24 protein-coding genes are annotated in these 25,876 nt (G+C 71.8%); 9 read left to right on the top strand and 15 right to left on the bottom strand.

Annotated features, from left to right (window positions below; genetic code table 11):
- The first annotated feature begins 50 nt into the window (after positions 1-50).
- Complete coding sequence (locus ABZ911_RS29495; protein WP_358062933.1) at positions 51-263, top strand: SHOCT domain-containing protein; 213 nt, start codon at positions 51-53, stop codon at positions 261-263.
- Here ABZ911_RS29495 and ABZ911_RS29490 read toward each other — a convergent pair.
- Together ABZ911_RS29490 and ABZ911_RS29485 are read right to left on the bottom strand one after the other, a co-directional pair.
- Positions 251-613, bottom strand: a complete 363-nt coding sequence (locus ABZ911_RS29490; RefSeq protein ID WP_358062930.1) for a helix-turn-helix domain-containing protein — start codon at positions 611-613, stop codon at positions 251-253. The genes ABZ911_RS29495 and ABZ911_RS29490 overlap by 13 nt on opposite strands.
- A 112-nt stretch (positions 614-725) precedes the next feature.
- Positions 726-1,655, bottom strand: coding sequence for a serine hydrolase (locus tag ABZ911_RS29485; protein ID WP_358062926.1), 930 nt, complete (start codon positions 1,653-1,655; stop codon positions 726-728).
- A 128-nt stretch (positions 1,656-1,783) separates the two neighbouring features.
- Between ABZ911_RS29485 and ABZ911_RS29480 the strand changes: the two genes are divergently transcribed.
- The 3 genes from ABZ911_RS29480 to ABZ911_RS29470 are packed head-to-tail and all read left to right on the top strand — an operon-like array spanning position 1,784 to position 4,483.
- A complete protein-coding gene (locus tag ABZ911_RS29480; protein WP_358062923.1) occupies positions 1,784-2,704 on the top strand; it encodes an ABC transporter ATP-binding protein in 921 nt (306 codons plus the stop codon).
- Positions 2,673-3,473, top strand: coding sequence for an ABC transporter permease subunit (locus ABZ911_RS29475; protein ID WP_358062920.1), 801 nt, complete (start codon positions 2,673-2,675; stop codon positions 3,471-3,473). The genes ABZ911_RS29480 and ABZ911_RS29475 overlap by 32 nt, the downstream gene beginning before the upstream one ends.
- Positions 3,473-4,483, top strand: a complete 1,011-nt coding sequence (locus ABZ911_RS29470; RefSeq protein WP_358062917.1) for a helix-turn-helix domain-containing protein — start codon at positions 3,473-3,475, stop codon at positions 4,481-4,483. The genes ABZ911_RS29475 and ABZ911_RS29470 overlap by 1 nt, the downstream gene beginning before the upstream one ends.
- A 17-nt stretch (positions 4,484-4,500) precedes the next feature.
- Here the strand turns inward: ABZ911_RS29470 and ABZ911_RS29465 are convergent, their stop codons facing one another.
- The 10 genes from ABZ911_RS29465 to ABZ911_RS29420 form a co-directional block, all read right to left on the bottom strand.
- Positions 4,501-6,084 (bottom strand): helix-turn-helix transcriptional regulator, encoded by a 1,584-nt coding sequence (locus ABZ911_RS29465; protein ID WP_358062914.1) that lies wholly within the window; start codon positions 6,082-6,084, stop codon positions 4,501-4,503.
- Positions 6,085-6,199: 115 nt separating this feature from the next.
- Complete coding sequence (locus ABZ911_RS29460; protein WP_358062911.1) at positions 6,200-7,159, bottom strand: quinone oxidoreductase; 960 nt, start codon at positions 7,157-7,159, stop codon at positions 6,200-6,202.
- Between the two features lie 42 nt (positions 7,160-7,201).
- A complete protein-coding gene (locus ABZ911_RS29455; RefSeq protein WP_358062908.1) occupies positions 7,202-8,071 on the bottom strand; it encodes a virginiamycin B lyase in 870 nt (289 codons plus the stop codon).
- 19 nt (positions 8,072-8,090) lie between these two features.
- Positions 8,091-9,752, bottom strand: a complete 1,662-nt coding sequence (locus tag ABZ911_RS29450) for a serine/threonine-protein kinase (protein ID WP_358062905.1) — start codon at positions 9,750-9,752, stop codon at positions 8,091-8,093.
- Between the two features lie 95 nt (positions 9,753-9,847).
- Positions 9,848-11,125 carry an ATP-binding protein gene (locus ABZ911_RS29445; protein ID WP_358062902.1) on the bottom strand — a complete coding sequence of 426 codons (1,278 nt, stop codon included), beginning with the start codon at positions 11,123-11,125 and terminating at the stop codon, positions 9,848-9,850.
- A gap of 36 nt (positions 11,126-11,161) precedes the next feature.
- A complete protein-coding gene (locus ABZ911_RS29440; RefSeq protein WP_358062900.1) occupies positions 11,162-11,890 on the bottom strand; it encodes an HAD family phosphatase in 729 nt (242 codons plus the stop codon).
- Positions 11,891-11,933: 43 nt separating this feature from the next.
- The gene (locus ABZ911_RS29435; RefSeq protein WP_358062897.1) at positions 11,934-13,046 is read right to left on the bottom strand and encodes an ABC transporter ATP-binding protein; all 1,113 of its coding nucleotides are present in this window, start codon (positions 13,044-13,046) and stop codon (positions 11,934-11,936) included.
- Positions 13,043-13,909, bottom strand: coding sequence for an ABC transporter permease subunit (locus ABZ911_RS29430; protein ID WP_358062896.1), 867 nt, complete (start codon positions 13,907-13,909; stop codon positions 13,043-13,045). Before ABZ911_RS29430 ends, ABZ911_RS29435 begins: the two co-directional genes overlap by 4 nt.
- Positions 13,897-14,718 (bottom strand): ABC transporter permease subunit, encoded by an 822-nt coding sequence (locus ABZ911_RS29425; protein ID WP_358062893.1) that lies wholly within the window; start codon positions 14,716-14,718, stop codon positions 13,897-13,899. Before ABZ911_RS29425 ends, ABZ911_RS29430 begins: the two co-directional genes overlap by 13 nt.
- A gap of 2 nt (positions 14,719-14,720) precedes the next feature.
- Positions 14,721-15,869 carry an extracellular solute-binding protein gene (locus ABZ911_RS29420; protein WP_358062890.1) on the bottom strand — a complete coding sequence of 383 codons (1,149 nt, stop codon included), beginning with the start codon at positions 15,867-15,869 and terminating at the stop codon, positions 14,721-14,723.
- 112 nt (positions 15,870-15,981) lie between these two features.
- Here ABZ911_RS29420 and ABZ911_RS29415 point away from each other — a divergent pair, with 112 nt between their 5' ends.
- The 3 genes from ABZ911_RS29415 to dnaE all read left to right on the top strand — a co-directional run bounded on the left by ABZ911_RS29415 (position 15,982) and on the right by dnaE (position 20,708).
- Entirely contained in the window at positions 15,982-16,728 is a 747-nt protein-coding gene (locus ABZ911_RS29415; RefSeq protein ID WP_358062888.1) for a GntR family transcriptional regulator, read from the top strand.
- Positions 16,729-16,812: 84 nt separating this feature from the next.
- On the top strand, positions 16,813-17,079 hold the full coding sequence (locus ABZ911_RS29410; protein WP_358062885.1) for a DUF6504 family protein: 267 nt from the start codon (positions 16,813-16,815) through the stop codon (positions 17,077-17,079).
- Complete coding sequence (gene dnaE, locus ABZ911_RS29405; protein WP_358062882.1) at positions 17,079-20,708, top strand: DNA polymerase III subunit alpha; 3,630 nt, start codon at positions 17,079-17,081, stop codon at positions 20,706-20,708. The genes ABZ911_RS29410 and dnaE overlap by 1 nt, the downstream gene beginning before the upstream one ends.
- 8 nt (positions 20,709-20,716) lie before the next feature.
- Here dnaE and ABZ911_RS29400 read toward each other — a convergent pair whose 3' ends face one another.
- Both ABZ911_RS29400 and ABZ911_RS29395 read right to left on the bottom strand, forming a co-directional pair.
- Positions 20,717-21,421 carry a DUF4328 domain-containing protein gene (locus tag ABZ911_RS29400; RefSeq protein WP_358062879.1) on the bottom strand — a complete coding sequence of 235 codons (705 nt, stop codon included), beginning with the start codon at positions 21,419-21,421 and terminating at the stop codon, positions 20,717-20,719.
- Positions 21,422-21,487: 66 nt separating this feature from the next.
- A complete protein-coding gene (locus tag ABZ911_RS29395) occupies positions 21,488-22,141 on the bottom strand; it encodes a response regulator transcription factor (RefSeq protein ID WP_358062876.1) in 654 nt (217 codons plus the stop codon).
- Positions 22,142-22,231: 90 nt separating this feature from the next.
- On the opposite strand from ABZ911_RS29395, the gene ABZ911_RS29390 reads away from it, so the two are divergent.
- Both ABZ911_RS29390 and ABZ911_RS29385 read left to right on the top strand, forming a co-directional pair.
- The gene (locus ABZ911_RS29390) at positions 22,232-22,909 is read left to right on the top strand and encodes an ABC transporter ATP-binding protein (protein WP_358062873.1); all 678 of its coding nucleotides are present in this window, start codon (positions 22,232-22,234) and stop codon (positions 22,907-22,909) included.
- Entirely contained in the window at positions 22,906-24,831 is a 1,926-nt protein-coding gene (locus ABZ911_RS29385) for an ABC transporter permease (protein ID WP_358062870.1), read from the top strand. The genes ABZ911_RS29390 and ABZ911_RS29385 overlap by 4 nt, the downstream gene beginning before the upstream one ends.
- On the opposite strand, the gene ABZ911_RS29380 is transcribed toward ABZ911_RS29385, so the two are convergent.
- Positions 24,828-25,829: an LLM class F420-dependent oxidoreductase gene (locus ABZ911_RS29380; RefSeq protein WP_358062868.1), complete on the bottom strand. Its 1,002-nt coding sequence runs from the start codon at positions 25,827-25,829 to the stop codon at positions 24,828-24,830. The genes ABZ911_RS29385 and ABZ911_RS29380 overlap by 4 nt on opposite strands.
- Between the last annotated feature and the right edge of the window lie 47 nt (positions 25,830-25,876).

Here is a 25,876-nt window from a genome sequence, read left to right as displayed (position 1 = left end):
TCTCACGGGTGGCCGTATCATCGGGCTCAGTATCCGTGGGAGGCACAGACATGGGCAGGCTGATAGTGATCCTCTTCCTGGTGGCCCTGGTCGTCCTCCTGGTGCTCGCGCTGATGCTGCTCAGGTCGCGGCCCAAGCCGGGCGCCCGGCCCGCCCAGGTGCGCGACGACCCCAAGGAGATCCTGCGGCGCCGTTACGCGGCGGGCGAGATCGACGAGGACGAGTATCTCCGCAGGATGTCGGGGCTGTCTCAGGACTGGTGAGCGACGTCGGTGGCGGCGGCGGCCAGCGCCAGCACCGGGAAGATCGCGTTCGGCGGCACCGCGTAGACGCCCCGCTCGGGCTGCACGACCAGCCCGGCCGAGGAGAGCGTCTTCAGGTGGTGGTAGAGCTGGCCGGGTGAGGCCAGGCTCAGCTCGGCCTGCAGTTCGGCGATGGGCCGGGGTTCGACGACCAGGAGGCGCAGGATCTCGAAGCGCGCCGGATGGCCGGCCGCCGCGAGCACCGCGGCGATGGGCGCGGCCGGCTGCTCCAGCAGCCATCCGGGACTCCTGATCACCTTCCAGGACCACTGGTTGCCGCCCAGTCTGGCCTCGCCGCCGTAGCCGATCACACCTGAGTCGTCGACGGCCGGTGCCGCCTCCTGCGCGGCCGTGCCGCCTTCCAGGGCGGCGACCCGGGCCTCTAGATCCCTGAGCCGATCCTCGACACTTGTCAGTGGAGCCTCACTTCACGGCGGCCCGCACCCTCTTCATGAAGGCGGGGTCGGTCGCCATCCGCACGATGAACTGCTGATGAGCATAACTCCGCACGCCCGATGCCCACGTGTCGGCGGGCAGCCCGCGCATGGCGAAGACGGTCACCTTCGGCTTGCCGCCCGGCTGGATCGTGTACATGGTCTCGGTGATGACGCCCGGCAGTGCGCCGCCCTTGGTGCCGATGACCAGCGTGTCCGGGTCGGCGCCGGGCTGGCGCATCGGCCATTCCAGATGCTTCTTCGCCACCGGGTCCTTGGCGAGGCGGCTCAGAACGCCCCGCAGGACGCTGGGCTTGACCTTGTTCACGGTGGCCGACCAGTCGGCCTGCTCGTCGTAGCCGGGCAGGGTGACGGTGACCGGCTTGCCCGCCGCGACGTACGCCTTCAGGCAGGCTTCGGCGTCCTGCGCGCAGCCGCCGAAGCGCTTGAGGATCTCGCCGTTGAGCGATGTGAGCGCGGTCTTGGCGATCCGGTCCAGCGTCTTGGCGCCGAGGCGGTCGCGCAGCAGGTCGGGTGCGGCGTTGTCGCTCTCCTCGATCATCGCCGAGACGACCTGGTCGAGGGTCACGGTGTCGCCGGGCTTGAGCCGCTTGAGCGCGGCCTCGTGCGCGCCGCCGTCGGTGCCGGGCAGGTGGTAGGCGTTCCAGCGGGCGACCTTGACCTTCTCGCCGGGCTTGACGGTGCCCTTGCGGACCGCGTCGGCGTAGGCGGCCAGGTGAATGATCTTGGCGGCGGAGGCGAAGGGGGTCGACCGGCCCGCGTTGTGCCTGATGCCCTCGCTGACCAGGGCGATGTCGCCGGGGTGGGCCTTGAGGTAGGCGAGGACGGCTTCGGCGTCCTTGAGCTGGGGGTTGGTCACTGAGGTCGCCGCGAGGACTGCGGCCAGCAGCAGGTTCATATCAGCACCCTACCCAATAAATCGAAACTCCGGATTTTCAATGTTTCCGGGTTCGGGAAACGAACGAGCGCCGGGCATGCCGGGCCGGGACCGTGACGGGACGGCCCGCCCGCGCGACGATTCCGGCCATGACAGCAGTGGTACAGGCCGAGGGGCTCACCAAGTTCTACGGCAGGCGCCGGGGGCTTGAGGACCTGACCCTCGACATCCGGTCGGGCGAGGTGTTCGGCTACCTCGGTCCCAACGGTGCGGGAAAGACGACGACGATCAGGCTGCTCCTGGATGTGATCAGGCCGACCAGGGGACGGGCGCGGGTGCTCGGCGCGGACACCCGCGACGCGGCCGTCCGGGCCAGAATCGGCTACCTGCCGGGCGAACTGGCCCTGGAGGGCAGGGAGAAGGCCCGTGACTACCTGGATTTCCTGGCCAGAGTACGCGGCGGGGTGGCCAGGAGCAGGATCGAGGGACTGGCCGAACGACTCGACGCCGACCTGTCGGCCGCCATGGGCAAGCTGTCCAAGGGCAACAGGCAGAAGGTCGGGCTCATCCAGGCGTTCATGCACGAGCCCGAGTTCCTGATCCTGGACGAGCCGACCTCCGGGCTCGATCCGCTGGTGCAGCAGGAGTTCCTGGCGATGGTGCGGGAGGTGCGGGCGGGCGGCCGTACCGTGCTGATGTCCTCGCATGTGCTGGCCGAGGTGGAGGACGTCGCCGACCGGGTCGGCATCGTCCGCGGCGGGCGCCTGGTGGCGGTGGAGGACGTCGGGGCGCTGCGGGAGAAGGCGGTGCGCCGGGTGGAGTTCCATTTCGAGGCGCCGGTACCGCGCGCGGACTTCGAGCGCCTGCCGGGTGTGCGGGACCTGCGGGTCGAGGGGGCGAGCCTGCGGTGCACCATCGACGGGCGGCCCGACGCGCTGGTCAAGGCCGCCGCCCGGCACACCGTGGTGCACATGGTCAGCGGCGAGCCCGACCTCGAAGAGATCTTCCTGACCTACTACGGCGACGAGGAGGGGCCTCATGCCCGCGCTGGTGTCCAAGAGCCTGCGTGACCAGCGCAGGTCGCTGATCGGCTGGACGATCGGCATGAGCGCGTTCTTCGTGCTCTACCTGTCGATCTATCCCAGCATCTCCGCCGATCCCGCCCTCTACAGCCAGACGGCGACCGCGAAGTACCCCGGCGCGCTCAAGGACCTCATGGGCGGGCTGGACGACTTCGCCTCCGGTGCCGGATACCTGCAGACCGTGGTCTACCAGCTCTTCGGCCCGATGCTGTTCGTCGTGTGCGCGATGGTCCTCGGCAACCGGGCCCTCGCCCAGCCCGAGGAGGCGGGCACCCTGGAGCTGACCCTCACCCTGCCCGTCGACCGCGGGCGGCTCGTGCTGCAGCGCTTCGCCGCGCTCCTGCTCGGGCTGCTCGCCGTCGCGGCCGTCACCTTCCTCGTCGTCTGGGGCCTGTCGGCGGCCACCGGCATGAACGTGCCCGCCGACCGGATCCTGGCCGGGCACACCGGGGTGTTCCTGCTCGGCGTCACCTTCGGCACGATCGCGCTGGCCGTCGGCGCGGCGACCGGGCGCAAGGCGCTGGGGATGTCCGCCGTGGGCGTCATCGCCGTCGGCGGCTACATTGTCGAGACCATGGGAAGGAACGTGGCGGCCATCTCCTGGCTGAAGTGGATCTCACCGTTCCACTACTTCCTGGAGGGCCAGCCGTTGCGCCAGGGTTTCCCCGTGGGGGACTATCTCGTGCTGGCCGCGGCGACCGCCGTGCTCGCGCTCATCGCGGTCCTGGCCTTCGACAGGCGTGACGTAGGAGTCTGATGAACGGCTCACAGGTGCCCGCCGACCTGCTCGGCGGGCACCTCCACGTCCTGGCCGACGCGGTCGCCACCGGCCGGCAGCCCGGCAGGGGAGCACTCGACGGCTGCCGCGCGGCAGGAACGCGCGCGGCCGAGCAGGGCGTGCCCCTGCGAGAGATGGTCGAGGAGGCGCTGCGGTCGGCCGAGTCCCTGGGGGCGGCCGACCTGCTGGCCGCCTTGCGCAAGGTCGTCGGCGCGCTCATGGACGGGTACGAGAGCGCCCAGCGGGTCGCGCTGCGGGAAGAGGAGCAGGCCCGCCGGGACTTCGTCGACGACCTGCTGGAGGGCCGCTCCGAACGGCTCGCCGAACGAGCCGAGCACTTCGGCCTGCGGCTGGCCGAGTCCTACGTGGTCGCCGTGGCGCGGGGACTGCCCGAAGGTGGAGCGGGACGGGTCGAGCGCGAGCTGGTCGCCAGGTTCGGCTCGCACAACGTCCTGGTGGCCGTGCACGACGGGCTGCTGGTCTGCGTCTCGCCCGGCACGCTGGCCGCGGCCACCGGCGAGTTCGCCCATCACGTCAGGGCGGGCTTCGAGCCGGGCTGGCGGATGGGGATCGGCAGGCCGCACCGCGGGCCCGGCGGGGTGGTCACCTCGTTCAGGGAGGCGTCGAACGCCATCGACCTGGCCGACCGGCTCGACCTGCGCCCCCAGGTGATCAAGGCGGCCGACCTGCTCGTCTTTCCCGTCCTGCTGCGCGACAGGGAGGCGATCGAGGACCTGGTCTCGACCGTGCTCAGCCCGCTGCGGGAGGCGCGGGGCGGGCCGGGGCCGCTGCTGAGGACGCTGGAGGAGGTCTTCGCCGCGCAGGGCAACCAGACCGCCGCCGCCCGCCGCCTCGGCCTCAGCGCCAGGGCCGTCACCTACCGCCTGGAACGCGTCCGCCGCCTGACCGGCTTCTCCCCGGACGAGCCCACCCAGCGCTTCACCCTGGAGACCGCGGTGCTCGGCGCACGCCTCCTGGGCTGGCCCTGACCCTTCCCGCGCGCCGTTCAGGGGGGCGGGGTGCCGCCCAGGTGGCGGGCCAGGGCGGTGCGGGAGTGCAGGCCCAGTTTGCGCAGGGCGGCGCTGAGGTGCTTGTCCACGGTCTTGGTCGCCAGGAAGAGCCCCCGGGCGATCTCCCTGTTCGTCAGCCCCGTCGAGGCCAGCTCGGCCACCTCCGCCTCCCTGGGCGACAGCGCCGAGCCGTAGCCCCGGGGGCCGGTGCGGTGCCGGGCGGGTGACGGCAGGCCCTGGAGGCGGGCCGTACGGGTGGTCCGGTCGAGGTCCCAGCGGGCGCCCAGCTCCGCGTAGGCGGCCATGGCGGCGGTGAGCGTGTCCGCGGCCCGGGGATCGCCGAGGGCGAACAGGTGGCCGGCGGCCCGCTCCCTGGCCTGGGCCGCCTCGTAGGGGCACAGCAGCAGGTCGTAGGCGGCGGCCGCGGTCAGGAAGTGGCCGGACGCGCCCGACCCGGTCGCGAGGAACCCGCGGGCGTGCCGCAGGGCGGGCGGGGCGAGCGGGACGTCCAGCGCGTACAGCTCCCGGTCGAGGCGGGAGACCAGCGCGGCGGCCTCGTCGATCCGCTCGCCCGCGACCATCGCCTCGATCATCGCGGGCAGGGCGCGCACGCAGAGCATCGGCAGCTCCCGCGCCTCCCAGGCGGCGAGCGCCGCGGAGGCGACGGCGTTGGCGGTCTCGATGTCGCCCTGGGCCATGGCCAGCCGGATCGAAGCGCCGGTCACCAGCGGCAGCATGGGGTGGGCGCCCTCGGCGGGCGCCCGGCGGGTCAGGTCCGCCAGCGGGCCCGTGGCCGCCTTCAGGTCACCGCGGGCGAGGACGAGGCAGGCCGCCAGCGCCTCCACCTCGAAGCGGTGGCCGGGCATCTCGCTGAGTTCGTCCAGCAGGAACGCGATCTCCTTCTCCAGCCCGTCCCACGAACCCCGGCAGTAGCCGAGCAGCGCGAGGCTCCTGCGGCAGGCGAGCCGCGTCCGGGCCCAGCCTCCATCCCCCTCCTCGGCCGCGCGGCGCAGCGCGGCGGTCAGCAGGCGCTCGGCCATCTCATGGCGGCCCGCGTAGCAGGCCGCCTCCCCGGCCGACTGGAAGGCGGCCACCTCCCTGCGGTGGCTTGGCGCGCCGTCGCTCTGGGCCGCCAGGCGCTCGGTGAGACGGGCCCAGCGCGGGTCGCCGATCATGGTCAGCGCCATCGCCGCCTTGCCGAGCACCGAAGCCCTCGACGCCGGGTCGTCGATCGCGTGCGCGGTCATGAGCGCTCGGTCCAGCCAGGCCACATGCTCCTTCAGCGGGACGCCCGGGGACGACGGCAGCCCCAGCCCCAGCATCGCCAGCGCCGCGAGCTCCGGATGCTCGCCGAGATCCTCGACCGCCTCGGCGAGGGCCTGCCGCTGCCGGACGGGTTCCAGGAGCAGGCCGATCAGGAGACGGACGCGGGCGCGGATCTCCTTGGGCGGGCCGTCGGCCAGCATCTCGGTGAGCAGGTCGATCACGCCGGGGATATGCGGCGCCCGCACCGCGGGCGCGTCCCCGCGCGCGGTCTCCGTCCAGGCGTCCGCCCGCGCGGTGGCGCCGTCTCCGCTCACACCCGTGCTCCGAGGTCCAACGTCACCGGCCCAAGCTCCTCTTGATCTGAAGCTATTCAAGCGGTGATCAAGATGTTTGTCACTACTTGTCAGGGCCGGTGTTGATTTTTTGGAGTCAGGGGATCAGCAGGAGCTTGCCGGTCGTACGGCGCCCCGCCAGGTCCTCGTGCGCCCTGCCCGCCTCGGACATCGAGTACCGGCGCGACACGCTGACCTTCAGCTCGCCCGAGGCGATCAGCCGGAACAGGTCGCCGGCCCGCCACAGCAGCTCCTCGCGGGTGGCGACGTGGTGCACCAGGCTCGGGCGGGTGAGGAAGAGCGAGCCCTTCCTGTTCAGCACCTGCGGGTCGAAGGGCGGGACCGGGCCGCTGGCCGCGCCGTACAGGGCCATGAGGCCGCGCGGGCGCAGCACGTCGAGGCCGCCGAGGAAGGTGGCGGCGCCGACCCCGTCGTACACCACGTCGACGCCGCCCGGCGCGACGCCCTTGACCGCCTCGACGAAGCCGTCATAGCGGAAGACCTCGTCCGCGCCCGCGTCGCGGGCGAGCTTCTCCTTCTCCTCGCTGGAGACCGTGCCGATCACGGTGGCTCCGCGCAGCTTGGCGAGCTGGGTGAGCAGCAGGCCCATGCCGCCCGCGGCGGCGTGCACCAGGACCGTGTCGCCCGCCTTCACCTCGTGGGTGGAGTGGGTGAGGTAGTGGGCGGTGAGGCCCTGCAGCAGCGCGCCCGCCGCCAGCTCGACGGGTACGCCCTCGGGCACGGGCACCACCCGGTCGGCGGAGACGACCGCCCTGCTCGCGTAGCTGCCGAGCTCGTTGACCCAGGCGACCTTGTCGCCGACCGCGAGGCCGGTGACGTCCGGGCCGACGGCGGCGACCGTACCCGCCCCCTCGGAGCCGAGCTGGCTGGGCAGGGAGAGCGGATAGGCGCCCGAGCGCTGGTAGACGTCGATGAAGTTGACGCCGCTCGCCGCGACGTCGATCAGCACCTCACCGGGCCCCGGCGCGGGGTCGGGGTGCTCGGTGTACTCCATGACCTCGGGTCCGCCGTGGGCGGTGATGACGATGGCACGCATACCTCTAGTGAACCCCCGCCCGTAGATCGGGATTCCGCCGGGTCAGGCGATTCGCGCCAGGGCGCCGATCTCCAGGGCCGTCCACACGGCGCCGTCGGGGCCGATCGTGATGCCGTGCGGCTCGGACCCGGCGGTGGGCAGGTCGTACTCCTCGACCACGCCGTACCCCGTGATCCAGCCGACCCGGTTGGCGCCCCACTCGGTGAAGTAGCAGCCGCCGCCCGGCCCCGACACGATCGCGTGCGGCTTGGCCGCGCGGTCGGGCAGCGGGAACTCCTCGATCTTCCCATCCGGCTCGATCCGGCCGATCTGACCCGCGCCGATCTCCACGAACCACATCGCCCCGTCCCCGGCCGCCGTGATGCCGACGGGCGCGGCGCCCTCCGTGGGCAGCGGGTGGATCACGATCTCGCCGTCCAGTCCGATCCGGCCGATCGCGTTGCCCTGGTTGAGGGTGAACCACAGCCCGTCGTCCGCCCCGGCGGCGATCATGGACGGCATCCCGCCCTTGACCGGCAGGTCGTAGCCGGTGACCGTGCCGTCGGTGGTGATCCGGCCGATCCGGTCGGTGCGCATCGCGGTGAACCACAGCGCGCCGTCGGCTCCGGCCGCGATGCCGTACGGCCCCGCGCCCGGCACCGGGAAGGCGCTGATCGCACCGTCCGTACCGATCCTGCCGATCCGGTCCCCCTTGAACTCGGTGAACCACAACGCCTCGTCCGGCCCCGCGGCGATCACGGTGGGGCCGCCGTCGGCCGGGTCGAGCGGATACACGGTGACCTCACCGCCGTCCCCCAGCCTGCCGACCGCGCCACGATGGACCAAGGTGAACCAGAGCGCCCGATCGGGCCCCACCACGATCCCGTACGGCCCGGCGTCCGCATCGGACACCTGGATCTCGTCAATAGCCATCAGTCACTCCTTAGCGCGGTTACTTGGTGGCGTCCTGCTTGTCGCCGCGGAGCTCGAAGTCGTCGTAGGACATCTTGAGCAGCGACTCGCTGCCTTTGGGGATGCGGCTGAACACGCCGATCTCGCCGTTCTCCAGCCCGTTCGGGTCGTCGACCTGGTGAATCCGCTCGCCGTTGACCCACATGGTCAGCCGTACGCCGGTGCCGTTCTGCTCGCAGGAGGCCTCGATGCGGGCCTTGCCCTGCAGCTCGTCGACCTTCTCCGGCTTGGCCAGGTTGCCGCCCGCCCCGTTGAAGATGCGCCTGATGCGCGCGTTCCCGGCGGTGTCGAGCACGAACTCGTACCCCACCGCCGACGGGGTGCCGTCCCCGCCGCGGCAGTAGACGCCGTACTCGCCGTTGCCCTTGTGCTGTCTGACCGTCGCGTCGACGCCGATGAGCAGGGTCGTGGGCGTGAGCGGCGTCGGCGTGGCCGACGGATCCTGGGACTCGGGCTTCTTCGGCACGAAGGGGATCGGCGCTTCGGCCCACCGCTCCTCGTACTCTGAGTCGACGTCGAGGCCGTAGGTGCCGTTCGCGGTGTTGTAGCCGTAGCTGGTGGTGTCGTCCGGGTCGTAGGTGCCGTTCCAGCCGCCCGTGGTCTGGGTGAAGTCCTCCTGATACAGCACAGGCAGCTCGGGTGGCCCGCCAGGTGACAGCAGCGCCCACAACCCCACCCCGCCGCCCACGACCAGCGCCGCCGCGACGGCGAGCCCCACCATCAGCCTGCCCCCGCGCGCCCGGTCACTCCCGCCGCCCGGCCCCGCGTGCGTCCCGGCCGGGGGCGGCTGGGACGCGGTGTACTGGGCGGTGCCCTGCTGCCAGGCCACCTGGACCGTGTGCGCCGCCTGCTCCGGCGCCGCCGACCGCCCCACCATCCGGTCGAGCAGCTGCTGTGCCGTCGGCCGCTGCGCGGGATCCTTGTTCAGCGCCGCGATGACCAGCCCGCGCAGCCCCGGATCGACGTCGTCGAGCACCGGGTCGGTGTTCATCACCTGGTAGATGACCGACGGCAGGGAGTCGCCGCCGAACGGGGCCTTGCCGCTGGCGGCGTACGCGATCAGGCAGCCCCAGGAGAACACGTCGCAGGCCGGGGAGACCGGGTCGCCGCGCAGCACCTCGGGCGCCATGTAGCGGGGCGTGCCGACCAGCTCGCCGGTGCCGGTGATGCCGCCGAGGGTGTCCAGCGCGCGGGCGATCCCGAAGTCGATCACCCTGGGGCCGACGGGCGAGAGCAGCACGTTGGACGGCTTGAGGTCGCGGTGCACGACCCCCGCGGAGTGGATCGCGGTCAGCGCCGTCGCCACACTCACCGCCAGCGCGTCCAGACTGGACCCCCGCAACGGCCCCGACTGCTGAACGGCCTGCTCCAGATTGGGCCCCGGAACGTACTCGGTCACCACGTAGAGCTGGTCCCCGTCGAGCGCCGCCTCCAGCACCGCCGCCGTGCAGAACCTGCTCACCCGGCGCGCCGCGTCCGCCTCCCGGCGAAACCGCATGCGGAACTGCTCGTGCTGGGAGAACTCCGGGTTGATCACCTTGATCGCGACCTGCATGCCGGAAGGATCCTCGGCGAGATGGACGGTACCCATCCCACCCCTGCCCAGCAGACTCAGCAGCCTGTAGCGCCCGATCTGGTTCACGGGGCGTCAGCTTAGCGACAACACCTACAGATCGGGCAGTGGTGTCATCGCGCGGCCCTCCCAGCCTGCTCGAAGTGATAGAGCACCCAGAGGGCTCATGGCGTCGACAGCGGCCTTTCCGTGAAGAGTTCGCGGATGTTGTCGAAGCTGAGGTACGGCACCGCGCCATAGCGCCCCTGGAGGTAGCCCCGCTCGACGTTCTCGTCACGCCGAGGAGTGAACTCGGCCAGCGAGTAGAGGCGCGTCGCGCCGGATTCGTCCTTCTCCGTGAACCACACCTCGTCCCGTTCCAGAATCTGGTCATCGAGCATGGAGCCGAGCAGCGTGGTGTCATGGGAGGCGAAGAGGAGTTGGGCGTTCGTCCTGTTGACGACGGGATCCTTGAACATGCGGATCAAGGTTGAGCTGAGCAGCGGATGCAGATTCGAGTCGATCTCGTCGGCGACCAGCATCCCGCCACTCCCGAGGGCGGCCAGCGAATGCCCCAGGAGGGACAGCCACACGCGTGTGCCTGCACTTTCCTCCCGTAGGCGAAGAGCATGCCCTCCTGGCCTGCGCAGGCGGATTTCCTTGCGGAGTTCGTCCAGTGTGTCCGGTGGGAATGGGCCGAGGTCCTCGATCGTGGACAGATGCTGGAGGATCTCCTCGCTCCGTGGGGGCAGCGGGACCTCGACGATCTCCGCCGCCTCCAGGCCGAGGTCGGCGATTCTGAGCAACTGGTTCATGGTGGGCGCGATCGCTGGGTCGGCCAGCAGGGTCTTCGCGAGGAGCAACCGCACCTTTTCGTCGTGCTCGCCGTGCTGAGCGAAGAGCACGTGGCTGGTCAGGTGCTCGTGTAGCGAACTCAACAGGGGGTGGTTGTTAGACGCCGCGCAGGAGAGGTAGAGGGAGTTGGGGCGGGTGAGGCGCCGGATGCGTTCCGTCTCGCCGACGAGCCCACGCCCGAAGTCGATCTCCCCGGGACCTGAGCGGTCGAACAGCTTCCTGGTCCTGCCATGGGGAAAGCTGTTGAGCCACTCGGCCAGCACCTGCGAGCCGTTGACCTCGAACCCGTAGGAGTAACGGACGTTCTCGTGGAGAAAGTCCAGCTCGTAGAAGGATGGTGTGTCTGCTCCGGTGGCGGAAAGCTTGAAATGTCGGTGTGGGATGCCCCCGGCAGGGTCCCATTGCCGATGCGAGACCTGGACAGCGGAGATCATCCATCGGAGTGCGTCGAGGACGTTGGACTTGCCGGACGCGTTCGCCCCGTAGACCCCTGCGGCGCGGACGGTCGAAAGCTGCTTCGGCTCCCCCCGGCGTGGAACCGCCATGAACGAGAGGGTCTGCTCGTCGCGGATCGACCGATGATTGGCCACCCTGAAGCGCAACAACATGACAAGCTCCCTGGTTAAGCTGCTCTTAGCCTACACTTACAGGCCCACTTGTGAAGAGATTCGCTCCAACAGGGCTTGAAAATGCAAGCTCTCGTCATCTTTCTCAGGGGAGACCGCAATCACCTGACAGCCCGCGGCCGTGGCGGCGGCGATGCCCGTGGGGCTGTCCTCGACGGCGACGCAGCGCTCCGGGGGCACGCTCAGCCGCTTCGCGGCTTCGAGATAGGGGTCTGGGTACGGCTTGCCGCGCGCGGTGTCCTCGGCGGCCAGGACCAGGTCGAATGGGTGCCCGAGGACGGGGAGGACCAGGTCGACGATCTCCCGGGGGGAGGCGCTCACCAGGGCGGTGCGGACATTGGCCCGGGACAGCTCGCCGAGCAGGGCGTGGACGCCGGGGAACACCCGCACACCCTGCCCGACCAGGGAGGCGAAGGAGGCGGTGAGCCGCCGGACGGTCTCGTCCAGGGAACCGGGGAAGCCATGGAAACCAGGGAAGTTATGGGAGCCGGGGGAGCCATGGGAGCCGGAGGAGTCGGGGGAACCGAAGGGGTAGGGGGAGGTATGGGGGACCAGGGTGAGGAGGAATGCGGCGGTGTCCTCCACGGTTCGGCCCAGGACGTGTGGAGTGTCGTCGGGGGAGAGGGAGGTGCCGAGGGAGTGGGCGACGGAGGAGGTGGCCGCCCACCACAGGCCCTCGGTGTCCACCAAGGTGCCGTCCATGTCGAGCAGCACCGCCAGCGGTCGCTCGCCAGACTTATCCGGCATACGCGCCCCACCTGGCATACTCGCCCCACCCGGCACGCATGGCCTATCCGGCACGCGCGGCATCCCCGCCGACTTCGCCCGAGGCCCCGGGGGACGGTTCGGCGGCGGGTGTGGGTGCGGTGGAGGTGCGTGGGGCCACCAGGACAGGTCGTGAGACCAGCCGCACGGTGACCCGGGTGCCGGGCGTCAGCCGTACCGCCTCGTGGCCTGGCACGTCGGACAGCACCTCGCCGCCCCCCAGTGCGATCCGCAGCCGGGCCGACGCGCCGCGGAACGACACGGTGACGACCTCGGCGCGGCCGTCGGCGTCGGGTTCGACGAGGACGGCCTCGGGGCGGATCAGTACGTCCACCTCCGGCGTCTCCCCGGGTTCGCCGTCCACCGGCAGGAGCTGGCCGAGCACCGTCACCTGGTCGCCGGACAGGCGGCCGGGCAGGTGGTTCATGGTGCCGACGAACTCGGCGACGAACGGGGTGGCCGGCCTGCCGTACACCTCGGCGGGGGTGCCGCACTGTTCCAGGCGGCCGTTGCGGAGGACCGCGACGCGGTCGGCGATCGACAGGGCCTCCTCCTGGTCGTGGGTGACGAAGACGGTGGTGATGCCGAGGTCGAGCTGGAGGCGGCGGATCTCCTCGCGGAGTGTGACGCGTACCTTGGCGTCCAGGGCGGAAAGCGGCTCGTCGAGCAGCAGGACGCTGGGTTCGAGGGCGAGGGCTCTGGCCAGCGCGACGCGCTGCTGCTGGCCGCCGGAGAGCTGGTGGGGGTAGCGGTCGGCGTGCGCGGGCAGGCCGACCAGCTCCAGCAGCTCGGCGGCGCGCGCGTGCCGCCTGGCCACCGGGACCTTGCGGACCCGCAGGCCGAAGGCGACGTTGTCGCGGGCGTTCAGGTTGGGGAACAGCGAGTAGGACTGGAACACCATGCCGGCGTCCCGCTTGTTGGCGGGCACCCCGGTGATGTCCTTGCCGTCCACCAGCACCGCGCCGGAGTCGGGGTGCTCGAACCCGGCCACGCAGCGCAGCGCCGTCGTCTTGCCGCAGCCCGAGGGGCCGAGCAGCGCGACGAGCTCGCCGGCGGCGATGGTCAGGTCGAGCCCGTCCAGCGCGACCGTCCGGCCGAAGACCCGGCGCAGTCCCCTGAACTCCACTTGGGCGGTCACGAGCGTTTCCTTCCGGAGGCGGTGGACACGACGAGCAGCAGCAGCCAGGTCAGCAGCAGGCTGAGCACCGAGGCGGCCACCGAGAGCTGCGCCTGCGACCCGGAGATGGTGACGATCCACACCGAGAACGGCTGGTAGCCGAGCAGCCTGGCCACGGTGAACTCGCCGAGGACCAGGGCGAGGGTGAGGAAGGAGGCGCTGGCCAGCGCCGAGCGGAGGTTCGGCACGACCACCCGGAAGATCACCTGCGGCCAGGACGCGCCCAGGTTGCGGGCCGCCTCGACCAGCGTCCGCACGTCCATCGTGGCCAGGCCCGCGTCCAGCGACCGGTAGACGAACGGCAGCGCCAGCATCACGTAGGCGAGCACCAGCACGATCGGGAAGGCGGGGTCCTGGATCGCGATCAGCGTGGCCCAGAACGGGGTGGGCGCCAGAACCTCGCCGCCCACCTGCAGCGACTTGCCGATCCCGGTGACGAACGTGATCGGCGGCACCACCAGCGGCAGCGTGCAGACCACCTCCATGACCGGCCGCAGCCGCGGCGCGCTGAGCCGTACGGCCAGCATCGCGGGCAGGGTCAGCGCCAGCACCAGCACGATGGTCGCCGCGGCCAGCCCCAGCGACAGCCCGAGCGAGCGGCCGAAGCCTTCGGCGACCAGCAGGTCGGTGTAGGTGGACAGGGAGAATCCGGTCATGTCGTTGTAGACCGTGAACCAGAAGGAGGTGACCAGCGGCACCAGGAAGTAGGCGGCGGCCAGGACGAGCACGATCCCGCGCCACACCCGCGGCCGGCCCGCGCGCGGTGGCGGCGGCGGTGGCTCGGCCGCCTCGGGGACGCCCGTCACGGACGCTAGCGCAGCCATCGGGTGCTCCTCTTCTGCAGCGGCAGGTACACGGCCATGACCAGGCCCGCGATCACCACCATGTCGAGGCTGAGCGCCAGCGCCACGTTCTCGAAGCCGATCTGCACGTCTCCGGTCAGCGCGCTGGCGATCTTCAGCGTGACCAGCGGCACGACGGTGCCCGCGCCCATGGCGGCGGCCGTCGCGTAGGCCGCGAACGCCCCGCCGAACAGCAGCACCACCCCGCCCAGCAGGGCGGGGGTGAGCACCGGCAGGCCGACGTAGCGCCAGTACTGCCAGGCCGTGGCCCCGCCGCCGGCCGCGGCCTCGCGCCACTGCGGGCGCAGGCCGTCCAGCGCGGGCGCCATGACCAGCACCATCAGCGGGATGGAGAAGTAGAGGTAGACCACGACCAGGCCCCAGAAGGTGTACAGCGCGCCGGAGGGCAGGCCCAGCAGCCCGCTGATCACCCCGGAGTTGCCGAGCGTGGCCACCCAGAAGAACGCCAGCGGCACCCCGCCGAAGTTGGCCAGCACGCCCGAGGCGGTCAGCACCGCCTCGCGCAGCGCCCGGAACCTGGAGGTGACCACGGCGTAGGCGAGGAAGGTGCCGAGCACCGCCCCGGCGCCGGCCACCACGGCCGACACCTGGACGCTGCCGGCGAGCGAGGTCAGGTTGCCGCCGCTCAGGCTCTGGGTGAGGTTCCGCAGGCTCGGCGAGCCCTGCACGGTGAACGTGCCGCCGAGGATCGCGATCGCCGGGAAGCCGAAGACGAGCCCGGCGAAGACGAGCAGCGGCAGCGCGCCGAGCCAGCCCCTGGACCGAGCCACGATCAACCGGCGATCGCGGCGTCCCAGCCGCTTGCCAGCGCGGCCTTCGCCTTGTCCACCTGCTCGGAGGTCGGGAAGCTCGGCTCTCCCTGGACCTGGGGCAGCTTGCCGGCGGCGGCCTGGTCGACCGAGCCGTCGGCGGTCATCGCGGGCAGCAGCACCGGACGGGCGAAGCCGCCCAGGTAGAGGTTCTGGCCTTCGGGGCTGTAGAGGAACTCCATCCACAGGCGGGCGGCGGCCGGGTGCGGGGCGTCCTTGTTGATCGCCTGGGCGTACATCTGGAAGTACTGCCCGTCGGAGGGGACGACCACCTGCCAGTCCAGGCCCTTCTCGGCCATCTTCGGGGCGTAGGCGGCGTTGTTGTAGTCCCAGTCGAGGGAGATCTGGGTCTCGCCCTTCTCGATCGTCGCGAGCGTGGTCTCGACGGGGTTGAAGTTGCCCGTGTCCTTGAGCTTCTTGAAGAACTGGAGGCCGGGCTGGATGTCGTCGAAGGAGCCGCCGTTGGCCAGGGCCGCGGCGTAGACGCCGGCGAAGGCCGAGCCCGACTTGTTCGGGTTGCCGTTCAGCGCGACCTTGCCCTTGTACTCGGGCTTGAGCAGGTCGGCGAACGTCTTCGGGCAGGTGGTGATCTTCTTGGCGTCGCAGCCGATCGACACGTAGCCGCCGTAGTCGTTGAACCAGAGCCCGGTCGGCTCCTTCTGCCCCTCGGGGATCTTGTCCCAGGTCTGCACCTTGTACGGGGCGAACAGGCCATCCTTGGCCCCGCTGATCGCGAACGCCTGGCCGAGGTCGAGGACGTCGGGGGCGCGGTCCTGGCCCTTGCGGGTCTTCACCGCGTTGATCTCGTCGGCGCTGGCCGCGTCGGGATCCTCGCTCTCGATCGCGATGCCGTATTTCTCGCCGAATGTTTTGATGATCTGGCCATAGTTGGCCCAGTCGGGCGGGAGCGCGATGACGTGAAGCTTGCCTTCTTTCTTGGCCGCTTCGACGAGTTTGTCAAAGCCGCCGAAATCGGCGGCCGATGTGGCGGTTTTCGCGTTCACCCCGCCTTCTGCTGTTGTTTGCGTGGCGGTCGGCGCGGCGCCGCAGGCCGCGGAGACGACGGTGAGGGCTGCGATGAGGCCGGCGATGCGGGCGCGGGGTGTGAACACGACGCCTCCACTCTCGGGGGTGTGGAACGAACGGTATGGGAACCTGTACAAACAAGGCCAGCCCTAGTTAGTCGCATAAAGATTGCTCTTTCATGAACGTGAGGAGTCGGGAATGGCCGCGCGCTATGAACGGATCGCCGCTGAGCTGCGCGACGACATTGTGGGCGGCGTCCACCCGGTGGGTTCGCAGCTTCCCTCCGAGGCCGACCTGGCTGCGCGCTACTCGGCCGCGCGGGGCACCGTACGGCAGGCCGTCGCGGTCCTCGCCGCCGAGGGCCTGGTCGGCTCCCGCCAGGGGGCGAGGCGCATCGTGCTGGGCGGTGAGCGCAGCCAGAGCTTCGCCGAGCTGCACAGCTTCGCCCAGTGGGCGCGCTCGAACGGCTACCGGGTGGGCGGCCAGGTGATCGCCCAGCGGCGCAGGCCCGCCCGCGGCGCCGAGGCCGGGCGGCTCGGCTCGGACACGGTGCTCGACGTCCTGCGGCTGCGCACCCTGGAGGGTGAGCCCGTCCTCGTCGAGCGGACCGTGTACGCCGACTGGATCGCCGCCGCCGTCGAGGCGGTCCCCGCCGACTGCGAGTCGATCACCCAGGCGCTCTACGACACGGCCGGCGTGGTCTTCGCCTACGGCGAGCACCTGCTCGACGCGGTCGCCGCGGGCACCCGGGACGCGGCCCTGCTGGGCGTACGGCGCGGCAGCCCGCTGCTGCGCCAGCGCCGGATCACCACCACGCACGAGGGCCGCCCCGTCGAGTGGTCCGACGACCGCTACCGGGCGGGCAGCGTGGCCTTCAGCGTCCGCAACTCGATCGGCGCCAACCCGCTGATCCGCCAGGCGGGTGACTTGCGCTTCGGCGCGTAAGAACATATGTTCGATACATAGCACCCGCCTTCCCCCGGGTGGCTCACGAGAGATCCATCAGGAGCCCCGGGAAGAAGAGACGTCTTGAGCAGACTCTATGGCGATCCGATCGAGGTGTGGACCCGCGAAGGGCAGCCCACCCAGTTCGTCTGGCGTGACCGGCTGTATCTGGTCAGGCGCGTCCTGGATCACTGGGTGGTGGCCCGCGAGTGGTGGAAGACCACCGAGGGGGATCCCGGCGAGCGCCGGTTCTGGCGGATCGAGGCCAGTCCCGGGCGCGAGGTCGGTTCCTACGAGCTGCGCTTCGACAGCGCGAGCGGCGGCTGGCTGCTGATGAGGTCGTGGGACTGATGGCCGGATTCCCGCACCTGCACGTGGCCTCGGCCTACTCCATGCGCTACGGCACCGCCTTTCCGCAGGCGCTGGTGCGCCGGGCGGCCGAGCACGGCATGGACATCCTCGCGCTGACCGACCGCGACGGCCTCTACGGCGCGATCAAGCACGCCCAGTCCTGCGCGGACGCCGGCATCCGCCCGGTCTTCGGCGTCGACTTCGCCCTGGCCCCCTCCGCGTCCCGGGATCCCGCGTCGCGCGCCCCCGCGTCCCGGGAGGCGCGCCCGCGGACCGGGCCCGACGCCGAGGACCGGGTCACCGTGCTGGCCCGGTCGGGCGGCTGGTCGCGGCTGGCCAGGCTGGTCACCGCCGCCCACCACTCGGGCGCGCGCGGCGAGCCCAGGGTGACCCGCGAGCTGGTCGGCTCCTGGTCCGGCGCGGCCGGCTCCGACGGTTTCGGGGAGCGTGACGGGCTGGTCGTGCTGCTCGGGCCGAGGTCGGACGTCGGGCGAGCGGTGGCGGCCCGCCGCGATGAGCAGGCCGGGGCGCTGCTGAACCGCTGGCGGTCACTGGTCCCGGGCGTGGTGATCGAGCTGGTCGACCAGTACGGCTACCGCGACGCCATCACCGCCGTGCGCATGCTCGCCCTGGCCGAGGCGGCGGGCGTGCCCGCCGTACTCACCAACGCGGCCCGCTACCTCGACCCGGCCGACCACCAGGTCGGCGACGTGCTCGACGCGGCTCGCCAGCTCGTCCCGCTGCACCCCCGGCACCTGGAGCGGTCCACCTCGCACGCCTACCTCAAGAGCGGCGAGGAGATGGGGCAGGTCGCCTACAAGGTCTGCGGCGGCGACGAGCGGCGGGTGGGCCGCCTGCTGCACACCACCAGGCGGCTGGCCGAGGCGTGCGCCGTCGACCCGCTGGAGCTGCTGCCGCTGCGCGGGCCCGAGCCGCACAACCTGCACCTGCCCGAGATCGGCGGCGACCCGGTGCCGCTGCTGCGCCACCGCGTCCTCGACGGCCTGCACGAGCGCGGCCTCGACCGCGACGAGCACGCGCGCACCCGGCTGGAGGAGGAGCTGCGGATCATCGAGCGGAAACGCCTGTCCGGATATTTCGTGGCGGTGGCTGGTATCACCGACATGATCCGGCAGATGGGCGTCCGCTGCGCCATCCGCGGCTCGGGCGCGGGCAGCCTGGTCAACTACCTGCTCAGGATCGGCGAGGTCAACCCGCTGGACCACGGCCTGCTGATGGAGCGCTTCCTGTCCGAGGGCCGCATCGGCCTGCCCGACATCGATGTGGACGTGGAATCCGCCCGCCGCCTCGACTGCTACAAGGCGATCTACGACCGGTACGGCGAGGCACGGGTGGCCTGCGTCTCCATGATGGAGACCTACCGGGCGCGCAGCGCCATCCGCGACGTGGGCGGGGCCATGGGGCTGCCGCCGCACGAGATCGACGCCATCGCCAAGGCCTTCCCGCACATCCGCGCCCGCCAGATCACCGCGTCCCTGAGCGACCTGCCCGAGCTGCGCGAGAGCCGCCTCGGCGACGGCGGGCTGGAACGCGTCTTCCGGCTCGCCGAGAAGCTCGACGGGCTGCCCCGGCACATCGCGCTGCACCCGTGCGGGGTGCTGATCGGCAACTCGGCGCTGCGTGACCGCACCCCGGTGGAGCGCAGCCTGCTGGAGTTCCCGATGTCGCAGTTCGACAAGGACGACGTGGAGGAGGCGGGGCTGCTCAAGCTGGACGTGCTCGGCGTGCGGATGCAGTCGGCGATGGCGTACACGCTGGGTGAGATCAGGCGCGTCGACGACCTCGAGGTCGAGCTGGACTCGGTTCCGCACGACGACCAGGACACCTACGACATGATCTGCGCCAGCCGTACCCTCGGGTGTTTCCAGATCGAGTCGCCGGGGCAGCGGGAGCTCGTCGCCAAGCTGGAGCCGCGCACGATGCACGACCTGATCGTGGACATCTCGCTGTTCCGGCCGGGGCCGGTGAACTCCGACATGGTCACGCCGTACCTGGAGGCCAGGCACGGGTGGCGGCAGCCGTACTATCCGCACGAGCGGCTGCGCGGGGCGCTCAAAGAGACCCACGGGGTGGTCGTCTTCCACGAGCAGGTGCTCAAGGTCATCGAGGTGATGACCGGGCGGACCCTGTCGTTCGCCGAGCGGATGCGGCGCACGCTGGCCACCGCCGAGGGGCGGGAGAAGGTGAAGTCCTGGTTCGAGCCGCTCGCCCTCGACAACGGGTTCGACGAGCGGACGGTGCGGAAGGCGTGGAAGGTGCTCGACGCGTTCGGGGCGTTCGGGTTCTGCAAGGCGCACGCGGCGGCGTTCGCGCTGCCCACCTACCAGTCGGCGTGGCTCAAGCGGCACCACACGGCCGCGTTCTTCGCCGGGGTGCTCACCCACGAGCCGGGGATGTACCCGCAGCGGGTGATCATCGACGAGGCGCGGCAGTGCGGGGTGGAGATCCTGCCGCTGGACATCAACAGGTCGGGCCGGGAGTGGCGGGTGGAACGCGTCGGCCCGGCCCTGTCGGTCCGCGTCCGGCCCGAGGACCTGCTGGAGCCCGGCGCCGAGACGCCGGCCCGGCGGGTGCGGGAGTTCCGGGCCGGGGAGCTCGGGCGGGGGTACGCCCTGCGGGTGCCGTTCTCCGGGGTCAAGGGGGTGAGCGAGGCCGAGGTGGAGCGGATGGTCGCCGGGCAGCCGTACACCTCGCTGGCCGACTTCTGGGACCGGGCCAGGCCCTCGCGGCCGATCATGGAGCGGATCGTCCAGGTGGGCGGCCTCGACGCGGTGCACGGCCTGCGGCCTGGCGGCCCGCGCTGGCGGCCGGGCGAGCTGACCCGCCGCGATCTGATCGCCCAGGTCGGCGTCCTGGAACGCGCCTCGGCGACGGGTGTCAAGGGCGGCGCGGGCAGGAAGAAGGGCTACGTCCCCAACCAGCGCGACGCGCCCGCGCGGCAGGCCGTCCAGCTTCCGCTCGGGTTCGCCGAGCGGATCGAGCCCGGCGAGCTGCCCGAGATGACGGAGACCGAGATGGTCGAGGCCGAGCTGGAGATCCTCGGCATCGACGTCAGCCGCCACGTGATCAGCTTCCACGACGAGCTGCTCGACGCCATCGGGGTGGTGCGTTCCAGCGAGCTCCTCGACCAGCGCAACGGCGCGGAGATCCTGGTCGCGGGGGTGAAGGTGGCCACCCAGACGCCGGCCGTACGCTCCGGCCAGCGCGTCATCTTCACCACCCTGGACGACTCGACCGGCCCGGTGGACCTGACGTTCTTCGAGTCGGTCCAGGGCAGGTGCGCGGCGACGGTGTTCGGCTCGTGGCTGATGGTCGCCAGGGGGGTGATCCGCCGCACCGGCTCCCGGGCCGTGTCGATGCGTGCCGTCGACTGCTGGAACCTGGTCGACCTGGACGCCGCCTGGCGCTCAGGCGGCCTGGCGGCGGTCCGCGCCCTCCTCGACCGCGTCCCGCAGCCCGACCAGGCCGTCGGCGGCCGTCAGATCGAGTACGCCAACGGCTTCCGCCTGTCCCCCTACGCCGACATCGGCCCCGCCCCTGGCGTCGTCGACCCGCCCCGCCGGCTCTGGCACGCCAGCCAGGGCAGCTCCGGACCGGCCGCGGCGTAGGAGAGGCGCTAGCCCTCCGCCGTGCCGGAGGGTTCCAGCGGGGTGCGGCGGAAGGCGGACAGGGAGCGGGGCGGGGGGCGGAGGGAGTGGAAGCGCTGGCGGGAGGGGGCCGTCTGGATGCGGGTGATCTCGCGGACGGTCAGCGCGCACAGCAGGGCCGCCACGGTGGTGGCCGCAAGCTCCACGCCGCTCAGCCCGGTCAGCTCGCCCGCCCCCGCGTCCAGCGGGAGCCGTACCACCACCAGGGACAGGGCCGTCAGCCAGCTCAGCCACCACGCCCCCAGCAGCGCCAGCCAGCGGTGGCGGCGGTCGAGCGGGGGCTGGGCGCCCCGCCACACCTCGTCCACCAGCAGGGCCGGGGCGATCAGGTTGACGCCCGGAATGAGCCACCCGGCCGCCACCGGAGCGGCCGTGGCCGTGCGCGAGTTGGCCTGGCGGACGCGGACGAGCCAGGTGAGGTAGGCGGCGGACGCCGCGACGGTGGTGCCGACGAGCAGCATCATCAGCACGGCGAACAGCGTGACGGCGCCGACCAGGGCCTCCGCGCCAGGGGAGCGCGGATCGCCGCCGAGGGAGGCGATCTCGGCCGCCAGGCGACGGCCGCGGACCTCCTCGAAGAGCACGAGCGCGGTCATGGCGGCGAGCTGGGCGGCGAGGGTCAGGTAGACGGCGGCGGTGGCGGGCCTTTTCGGTGGTGACGGGGTAAAGCGCACGAATCTCTCCCCCCGGACATGCGCTGAGGTTCTGATTCACTTTTATCCCGACAGCCACCTGCTTAATCAGCTCACCACGCCGGACTCCCACGCCCACGCGGCGATCTCCACCCGGTTCCGGGCGCCGAGCTTGACCTGGATGCTGCCGAGGTGCGTCTTGACCGTCGACAGCGACACGAACAGCTCCCCGGCCACCTCCTGATTGGTCCTGCCCCGGGCCACCAGCCGCACCACGTCCAGCTCCCGCTCGGTCAGCGGATCGTTCGGCGACTGGGATCCGTTTCCCGTGCGCGGGTGGGCCAGATGCTGCAGCAGCCGTACCGTCACCGACGGCGACACCAGCGCGTCGCCCGCCGCCGCGGCCCTGATCGCCTCGATCAGCAGCGTCGGCCCGCTGTCCTTCAGCAGGAACCCGGCCGCCCCGGCCCGCAGCGCGCCGTAGACGTACTCGTCCAGGTCGAAGGTGGTGACGATGACCACCCGCATCGGGCTCTCCACCCCGGGACCGGCCAGAATGCGCGTCACCTCGAGCCCGTCGAGCCTGGGCATGCGGATGTCGAGCAGGCACACGTCCGGCCGCAGCCGCCTGGCCGCCTCGACGGCGTCGGCCCCGTCGGCCACGGCCGCCACCACCTCGATGTCCGGCTGGGCGTCGAGGATCATCTGGAAGCCGGTGCGGACCAGCTCCTGGTCGTCGGCGATGAGCACGCGAATAGTCACTTTGACAGCTTAGAGATCGGCCGTTCGGCCGAGGGGCATCGGACGCCCGGCCGATACGGCGACCGGAGCGTGCGCGGGAGAGTCCTGGTCATGAGTGAGGTACTTGCGGGACGGGCGCTGACGAAGACGTTCGGAGACAGGGTCAGGGCACTGGCCGGAGTGGACATCGCGGTGGCCGCGGGCGAGGCCGTCGCGATCATGGGCCCGAGCGGATCGGGCAAGTCGACGCTGCTGCACTGCCTGGCCGGGATCATGAAGCCGGACTCCGGTGAGGTGCACCTGCTGGGCTCGCGCATCGACGCGATGCGCGAACGCGAGCGCAGCGCGCTGCGCCGGACCCGGTTCGGTTTCGTCTTCCAGTTCGGCCAGCTCCTGCCGGAGCTGCCCGCCGACGAGAACGTGGCGCTGCCCCTGATGCTCGGCGGCCTGCCCAGAGCCCAGGCGGTACGGCAGGCCCGCGACTGGTTCGCCCCCCTCGGCCTGGGCGGCATGGAGACCCGCAGGCCGGGCGAGCTGTCCGGCGGCCAGGCCCAGCGGGTGGCGATCGCCAGGGCGCTGGTGACCAAGCCCGCCGTGGTGTTCGCCGACGAGCCGACCGGCGCGCTCGACCAGACGACCGGCCACGACACGATGCGGCTGCTGGTGGAGGCGACCAAGCACAACGGGGCCTCGCTGATCGTGGTGACGCACGACCCCGGCGTGGCCGGCTGGTGCGACCGTACGGTGGAGGTCCGCGACGGCCACCTGCTGCCGGGGGTGCGCGCGTGAAGACCTCGCTCGCGCTGAGCTGGCGGCTGCTGCGCGGCGGCGGCCGGCGCGGCCTGCTGGGCAGCTCGCTCACGCTGGCCGCGGTGGCCGTCTCGACGACGCTGCTGCTGTTCACGGTCGCGGCCAACTTCGCCTTCCAGGACAGGGCCGAGCGGGAGGCCTGGCGCAACCCGGTCAAGTCCGGCAAGCCCGTCGCGGTGGAGGCCATGCGCAGGGACTACGCCGCGGGCAGGCCGATCACGGTGATCGACCTGGCCGCGCTCGACGGCCGGACCGCCCCGCCGCCGCCCGGCCTGAGGACCTTCCCGCGGCCGGGCCAGGTCTGGCTCTCCCCGGCGCTCGCCGACCTGGCCTCCAGCCTGCCCGCCGGCCAGCTCGCCGCCCGGTACGGCAAGCCCGCCGGCGTACTCGGCGAGCAGGCGCTGATCCACCCGGACGAGCTCGTCGCCGTGGTCGGGCGCGCCCCCGGCGACCCGGCGATGACAGCCGCCCGAGCGCACGACATGAGAACGGCCGTCCCGCCGACGCCCATCGCGGACTTCACCGGCGAGCGGACCGACGACGCCATCGCCTACCAGGCACTCGCGCTGATCGCCAGCGTGCTGATGCTGGTGCCGCTGCTGGTGTTCGGCGGCGCCGCCGCCCGGCTCACCGTGGCCCGCCGCGACCAGCGGCTGGCCGCGCTGCGCCTGGTCGGAGCCACCCCGGGGCAGGTGGTCGGCATGACGGCGGCGGAGGCGGTGATCGTCGCCTTCGCGGGCGCGCTGCTCGGCTTCGTGCTGTACGCGCTGGTCATGCCGCTGCTGGCGGGCATCCCGATCGCCGGAGGCGGCTGGTTCGTCGCCGACCTGTGGCCGGGCCTGCTCAACGTGGCCGCGGTCCTGGTGGCCGTGCCGCTGCTGGTCGGGGTGTCGGCGGTGGTGGGCCTGCGCCGGGTGGTGGTCAGCCCGCTCGGCGTGGCCAAGCGGGAGACGCCGCCGGGCATGCGCGTCGTCAGGATGATCGTGCTGCTGGTGGTCCTCGCGGCCGTGCCCGTGGTGGCCCCGAACGCCGGGGTGGGCGTCGTCGCGGTGATGATCGGGCTGGCCTTCCTCGCCGTCAACCTGGCCGGCCCCTGGGTGGTCGGGATGATCGGCAGGATCACCGCGGGCGCGGCCAGGCGTCCGGCGAGGCTGCTGGCCGCGCGGCGGCTGATCGACGACCCGCGCGCGGGCTGGCGCACGGTCAGCGGCGTCGCCATGACGGGGTTCGTCGCCGGATTCATCGGCCTGCTCAGCCCCGGCGCCTTCGCCACCGACGGGGCGGCGGACGAGCTGCGCCTGACCGCGCCCGCCGCGGCCGTCGCCCAGGTCGAGCGGCGGCTGGACGAGGCGGGTATAGGCGCCCAGGTCTCCCACAAGGACGGCCTGGTCACGATCGCGGTGAAGAAGACGGACGACGCGACGCTGGACCGGGCGCGCACCGCGCTGGAGGGGGTCTCGCCCGGTCACGGCGCGTCGACCAGGGCCGAGGAGGACAAGGCGCAGCTGGTGATCCTCGACGACATCAGGGTCGGCGTGATCACCGTGCTCGCGGTGTCGTTCCTGGTCGCGATCGCCAGCTCGGCGATCACCGCCGCCTCCTCGATCCTGGACCGCAGGCAGACCTACGCCCTGCTGCGCCTCGCGGGCACTCCGCTGGAGGTGCTGGACAAGGCCAGGCGGGCCGAGACGCTGATCCCGTTGACGGTGATGGGCGGCGGCACGATCCTGGCCGGCGCGTTCTGCGCCCTGCCGTTCGCGTCGGGGTCCATGAGCTCCACCGGCGCGATCACCCTGGCCGCGTGCGTCGGGCTCGGTTTCGGCGGGGTGATCGCGGCGGGCGCCCTGAGCAGGCCGCTGCTCCGCTCGGTCACCGCCGACCCCGCTCCCCGGCCCGACTAGCCGAGCACCAGGTCGCGGATCGTGGTCAGCGACCTCTCGTCGCGGGGCCCCATCACCAGCAGGCTGGTGACGGGGCTCTCGTGCCAGGGCTGGAGCCGTTCGCGGATCCGTCCCGGTGGGCCGACCAGGGAGATGCCGTCGGCCAGCTCGTCGGGGATCGCCTGGAACGCCTCGTCCCTGCGGCCCGCCAGGTAGAGGGCCTGGACGCGCTCGGCGGCCTCGGCGTAGCCCATCCTGCCGATGATGTCGGCGTGGAAGTTGCGGCTCCTGGCGCCCATGCCGCCGATGTACAGGGTGAGCATCAGCTTCACGCCGTCCAGGGCGGCCCTGACGTCGTCGGAGATGACGACCATGACCATGGCGGCGATGTCGAAGTCCTTCGGGGCGGTGGCGAGGGACTCGCCGTACATCTCGCCGATCTTGGCGGGGAAGGCGAACAGCGGGAGCCAGCCGTCGGCGAGTTCGGCGGCCAGCGCGACGTTCTTCGGGCCCTCGGCGCCCAGGTAGAGGGGGATGTCGGGGCGCAGGGGGTGGGTGATGAGCTTGAGCGGCTTGCCGTGGCCGCCGGGCAGCGGCAGCGGGTAGTGCGGGCCGTCGCCGGTCACCGGCTCCTCGCGGCGCCAGACCTTGCGCATGATGTCGACGTACTCGCGGGTCCTGGCCAGCGGTCTGGCGAACGGCTGGCCGTACCAGCCCTCGACCACCTGGGGGCCCGAGGCGCCCACGCCGAGCAGCAGGCGGCCGCCGGTGAGGTGGTCGAGGGTCATCGCGGTCATCGCGGTGGCAGCGGGGGAGCGGGCGGAGAGCTGGGCCACCGAGGTGCCCAGCTTGATCCTGGAGGTGCGGGCGCCGTACCAGGCCAGCGGGGTGAAGGCGTCGCTGCCGTACGCCTCGGCGGTCCAGACCGAGTCGTAGCCGAGCCGCTCGGCGGTGCGAACCACCTCTGTGGCGTCGTCGGCGGCGCGCTGCCAGTAGCCGAGATTCAGGCCGAGCTTCATCGGGCCGCTCCCTGAGTAGAACGTGTTCTATTAGCTCAGGGGAGTTG

Source organism: Nonomuraea sp. NPDC046570, assembly GCF_040645915.1.
Taxonomy (GTDB): Bacteria; Actinomycetota; Actinomycetes; order Streptosporangiales; family Streptosporangiaceae; genus Nonomuraea.
The sequence above is the reverse complement of the archived record's forward strand: the minus strand, read 5'-3'. Positions and strand labels throughout refer to the sequence as shown.

Coding starts and splice junctions, on each gene's coding strand:
- ABZ911_RS29430 (WP_358062896.1), bottom strand. CDS start 13,909: ATGGCTGCGCTAGCGTCCGTGACGGGCGTCCCCGAGGCGGCCGAGCCA.
- ABZ911_RS29485 (WP_358062926.1), bottom strand. CDS start 1,655: ATGAACCTGCTGCTGGCCGCAGTCCTCGCGGCGACCTCAGTGACCAAC.
- ABZ911_RS29475 (WP_358062920.1), top strand. CDS start 2,673: ATGCCCGCGCTGGTGTCCAAGAGCCTGCGTGACCAGCGCAGGTCGCTG.
- ABZ911_RS29495 (WP_358062933.1), top strand. CDS start 51: ATGGGCAGGCTGATAGTGATCCTCTTCCTGGTGGCCCTGGTCGTCCTC.
- ABZ911_RS29415 (WP_358062888.1), top strand. CDS start 15,982: ATGGCCGCGCGCTATGAACGGATCGCCGCTGAGCTGCGCGACGACATT.
- ABZ911_RS29380 (WP_358062868.1), bottom strand. CDS start 25,829: ATGAAGCTCGGCCTGAATCTCGGCTACTGGCAGCGCGCCGCCGACGAC.
- ABZ911_RS29445 (WP_358062902.1), bottom strand. CDS start 11,125: ATGTTGTTGCGCTTCAGGGTGGCCAATCATCGGTCGATCCGCGACGAG.
- ABZ911_RS29455 (WP_358062908.1), bottom strand. CDS start 8,071: ATGGCTATTGACGAGATCCAGGTGTCCGATGCGGACGCCGGGCCGTAC.
- ABZ911_RS29480 (WP_358062923.1), top strand. CDS start 1,784: ATGACAGCAGTGGTACAGGCCGAGGGGCTCACCAAGTTCTACGGCAGG.
- ABZ911_RS29470 (WP_358062917.1), top strand. CDS start 3,473: ATGAACGGCTCACAGGTGCCCGCCGACCTGCTCGGCGGGCACCTCCAC.
- ABZ911_RS29390 (WP_358062873.1), top strand. CDS start 22,232: ATGAGTGAGGTACTTGCGGGACGGGCGCTGACGAAGACGTTCGGAGAC.
- dnaE (WP_358062882.1), top strand. CDS start 17,079: ATGGCCGGATTCCCGCACCTGCACGTGGCCTCGGCCTACTCCATGCGC.
- ABZ911_RS29440 (WP_358062900.1), bottom strand. CDS start 11,890: ATGCCGGATAAGTCTGGCGAGCGACCGCTGGCGGTGCTGCTCGACATG.
- ABZ911_RS29460 (WP_358062911.1), bottom strand. CDS start 7,159: ATGCGTGCCATCGTCATCACCGCCCACGGCGGACCCGAGGTCATGGAG.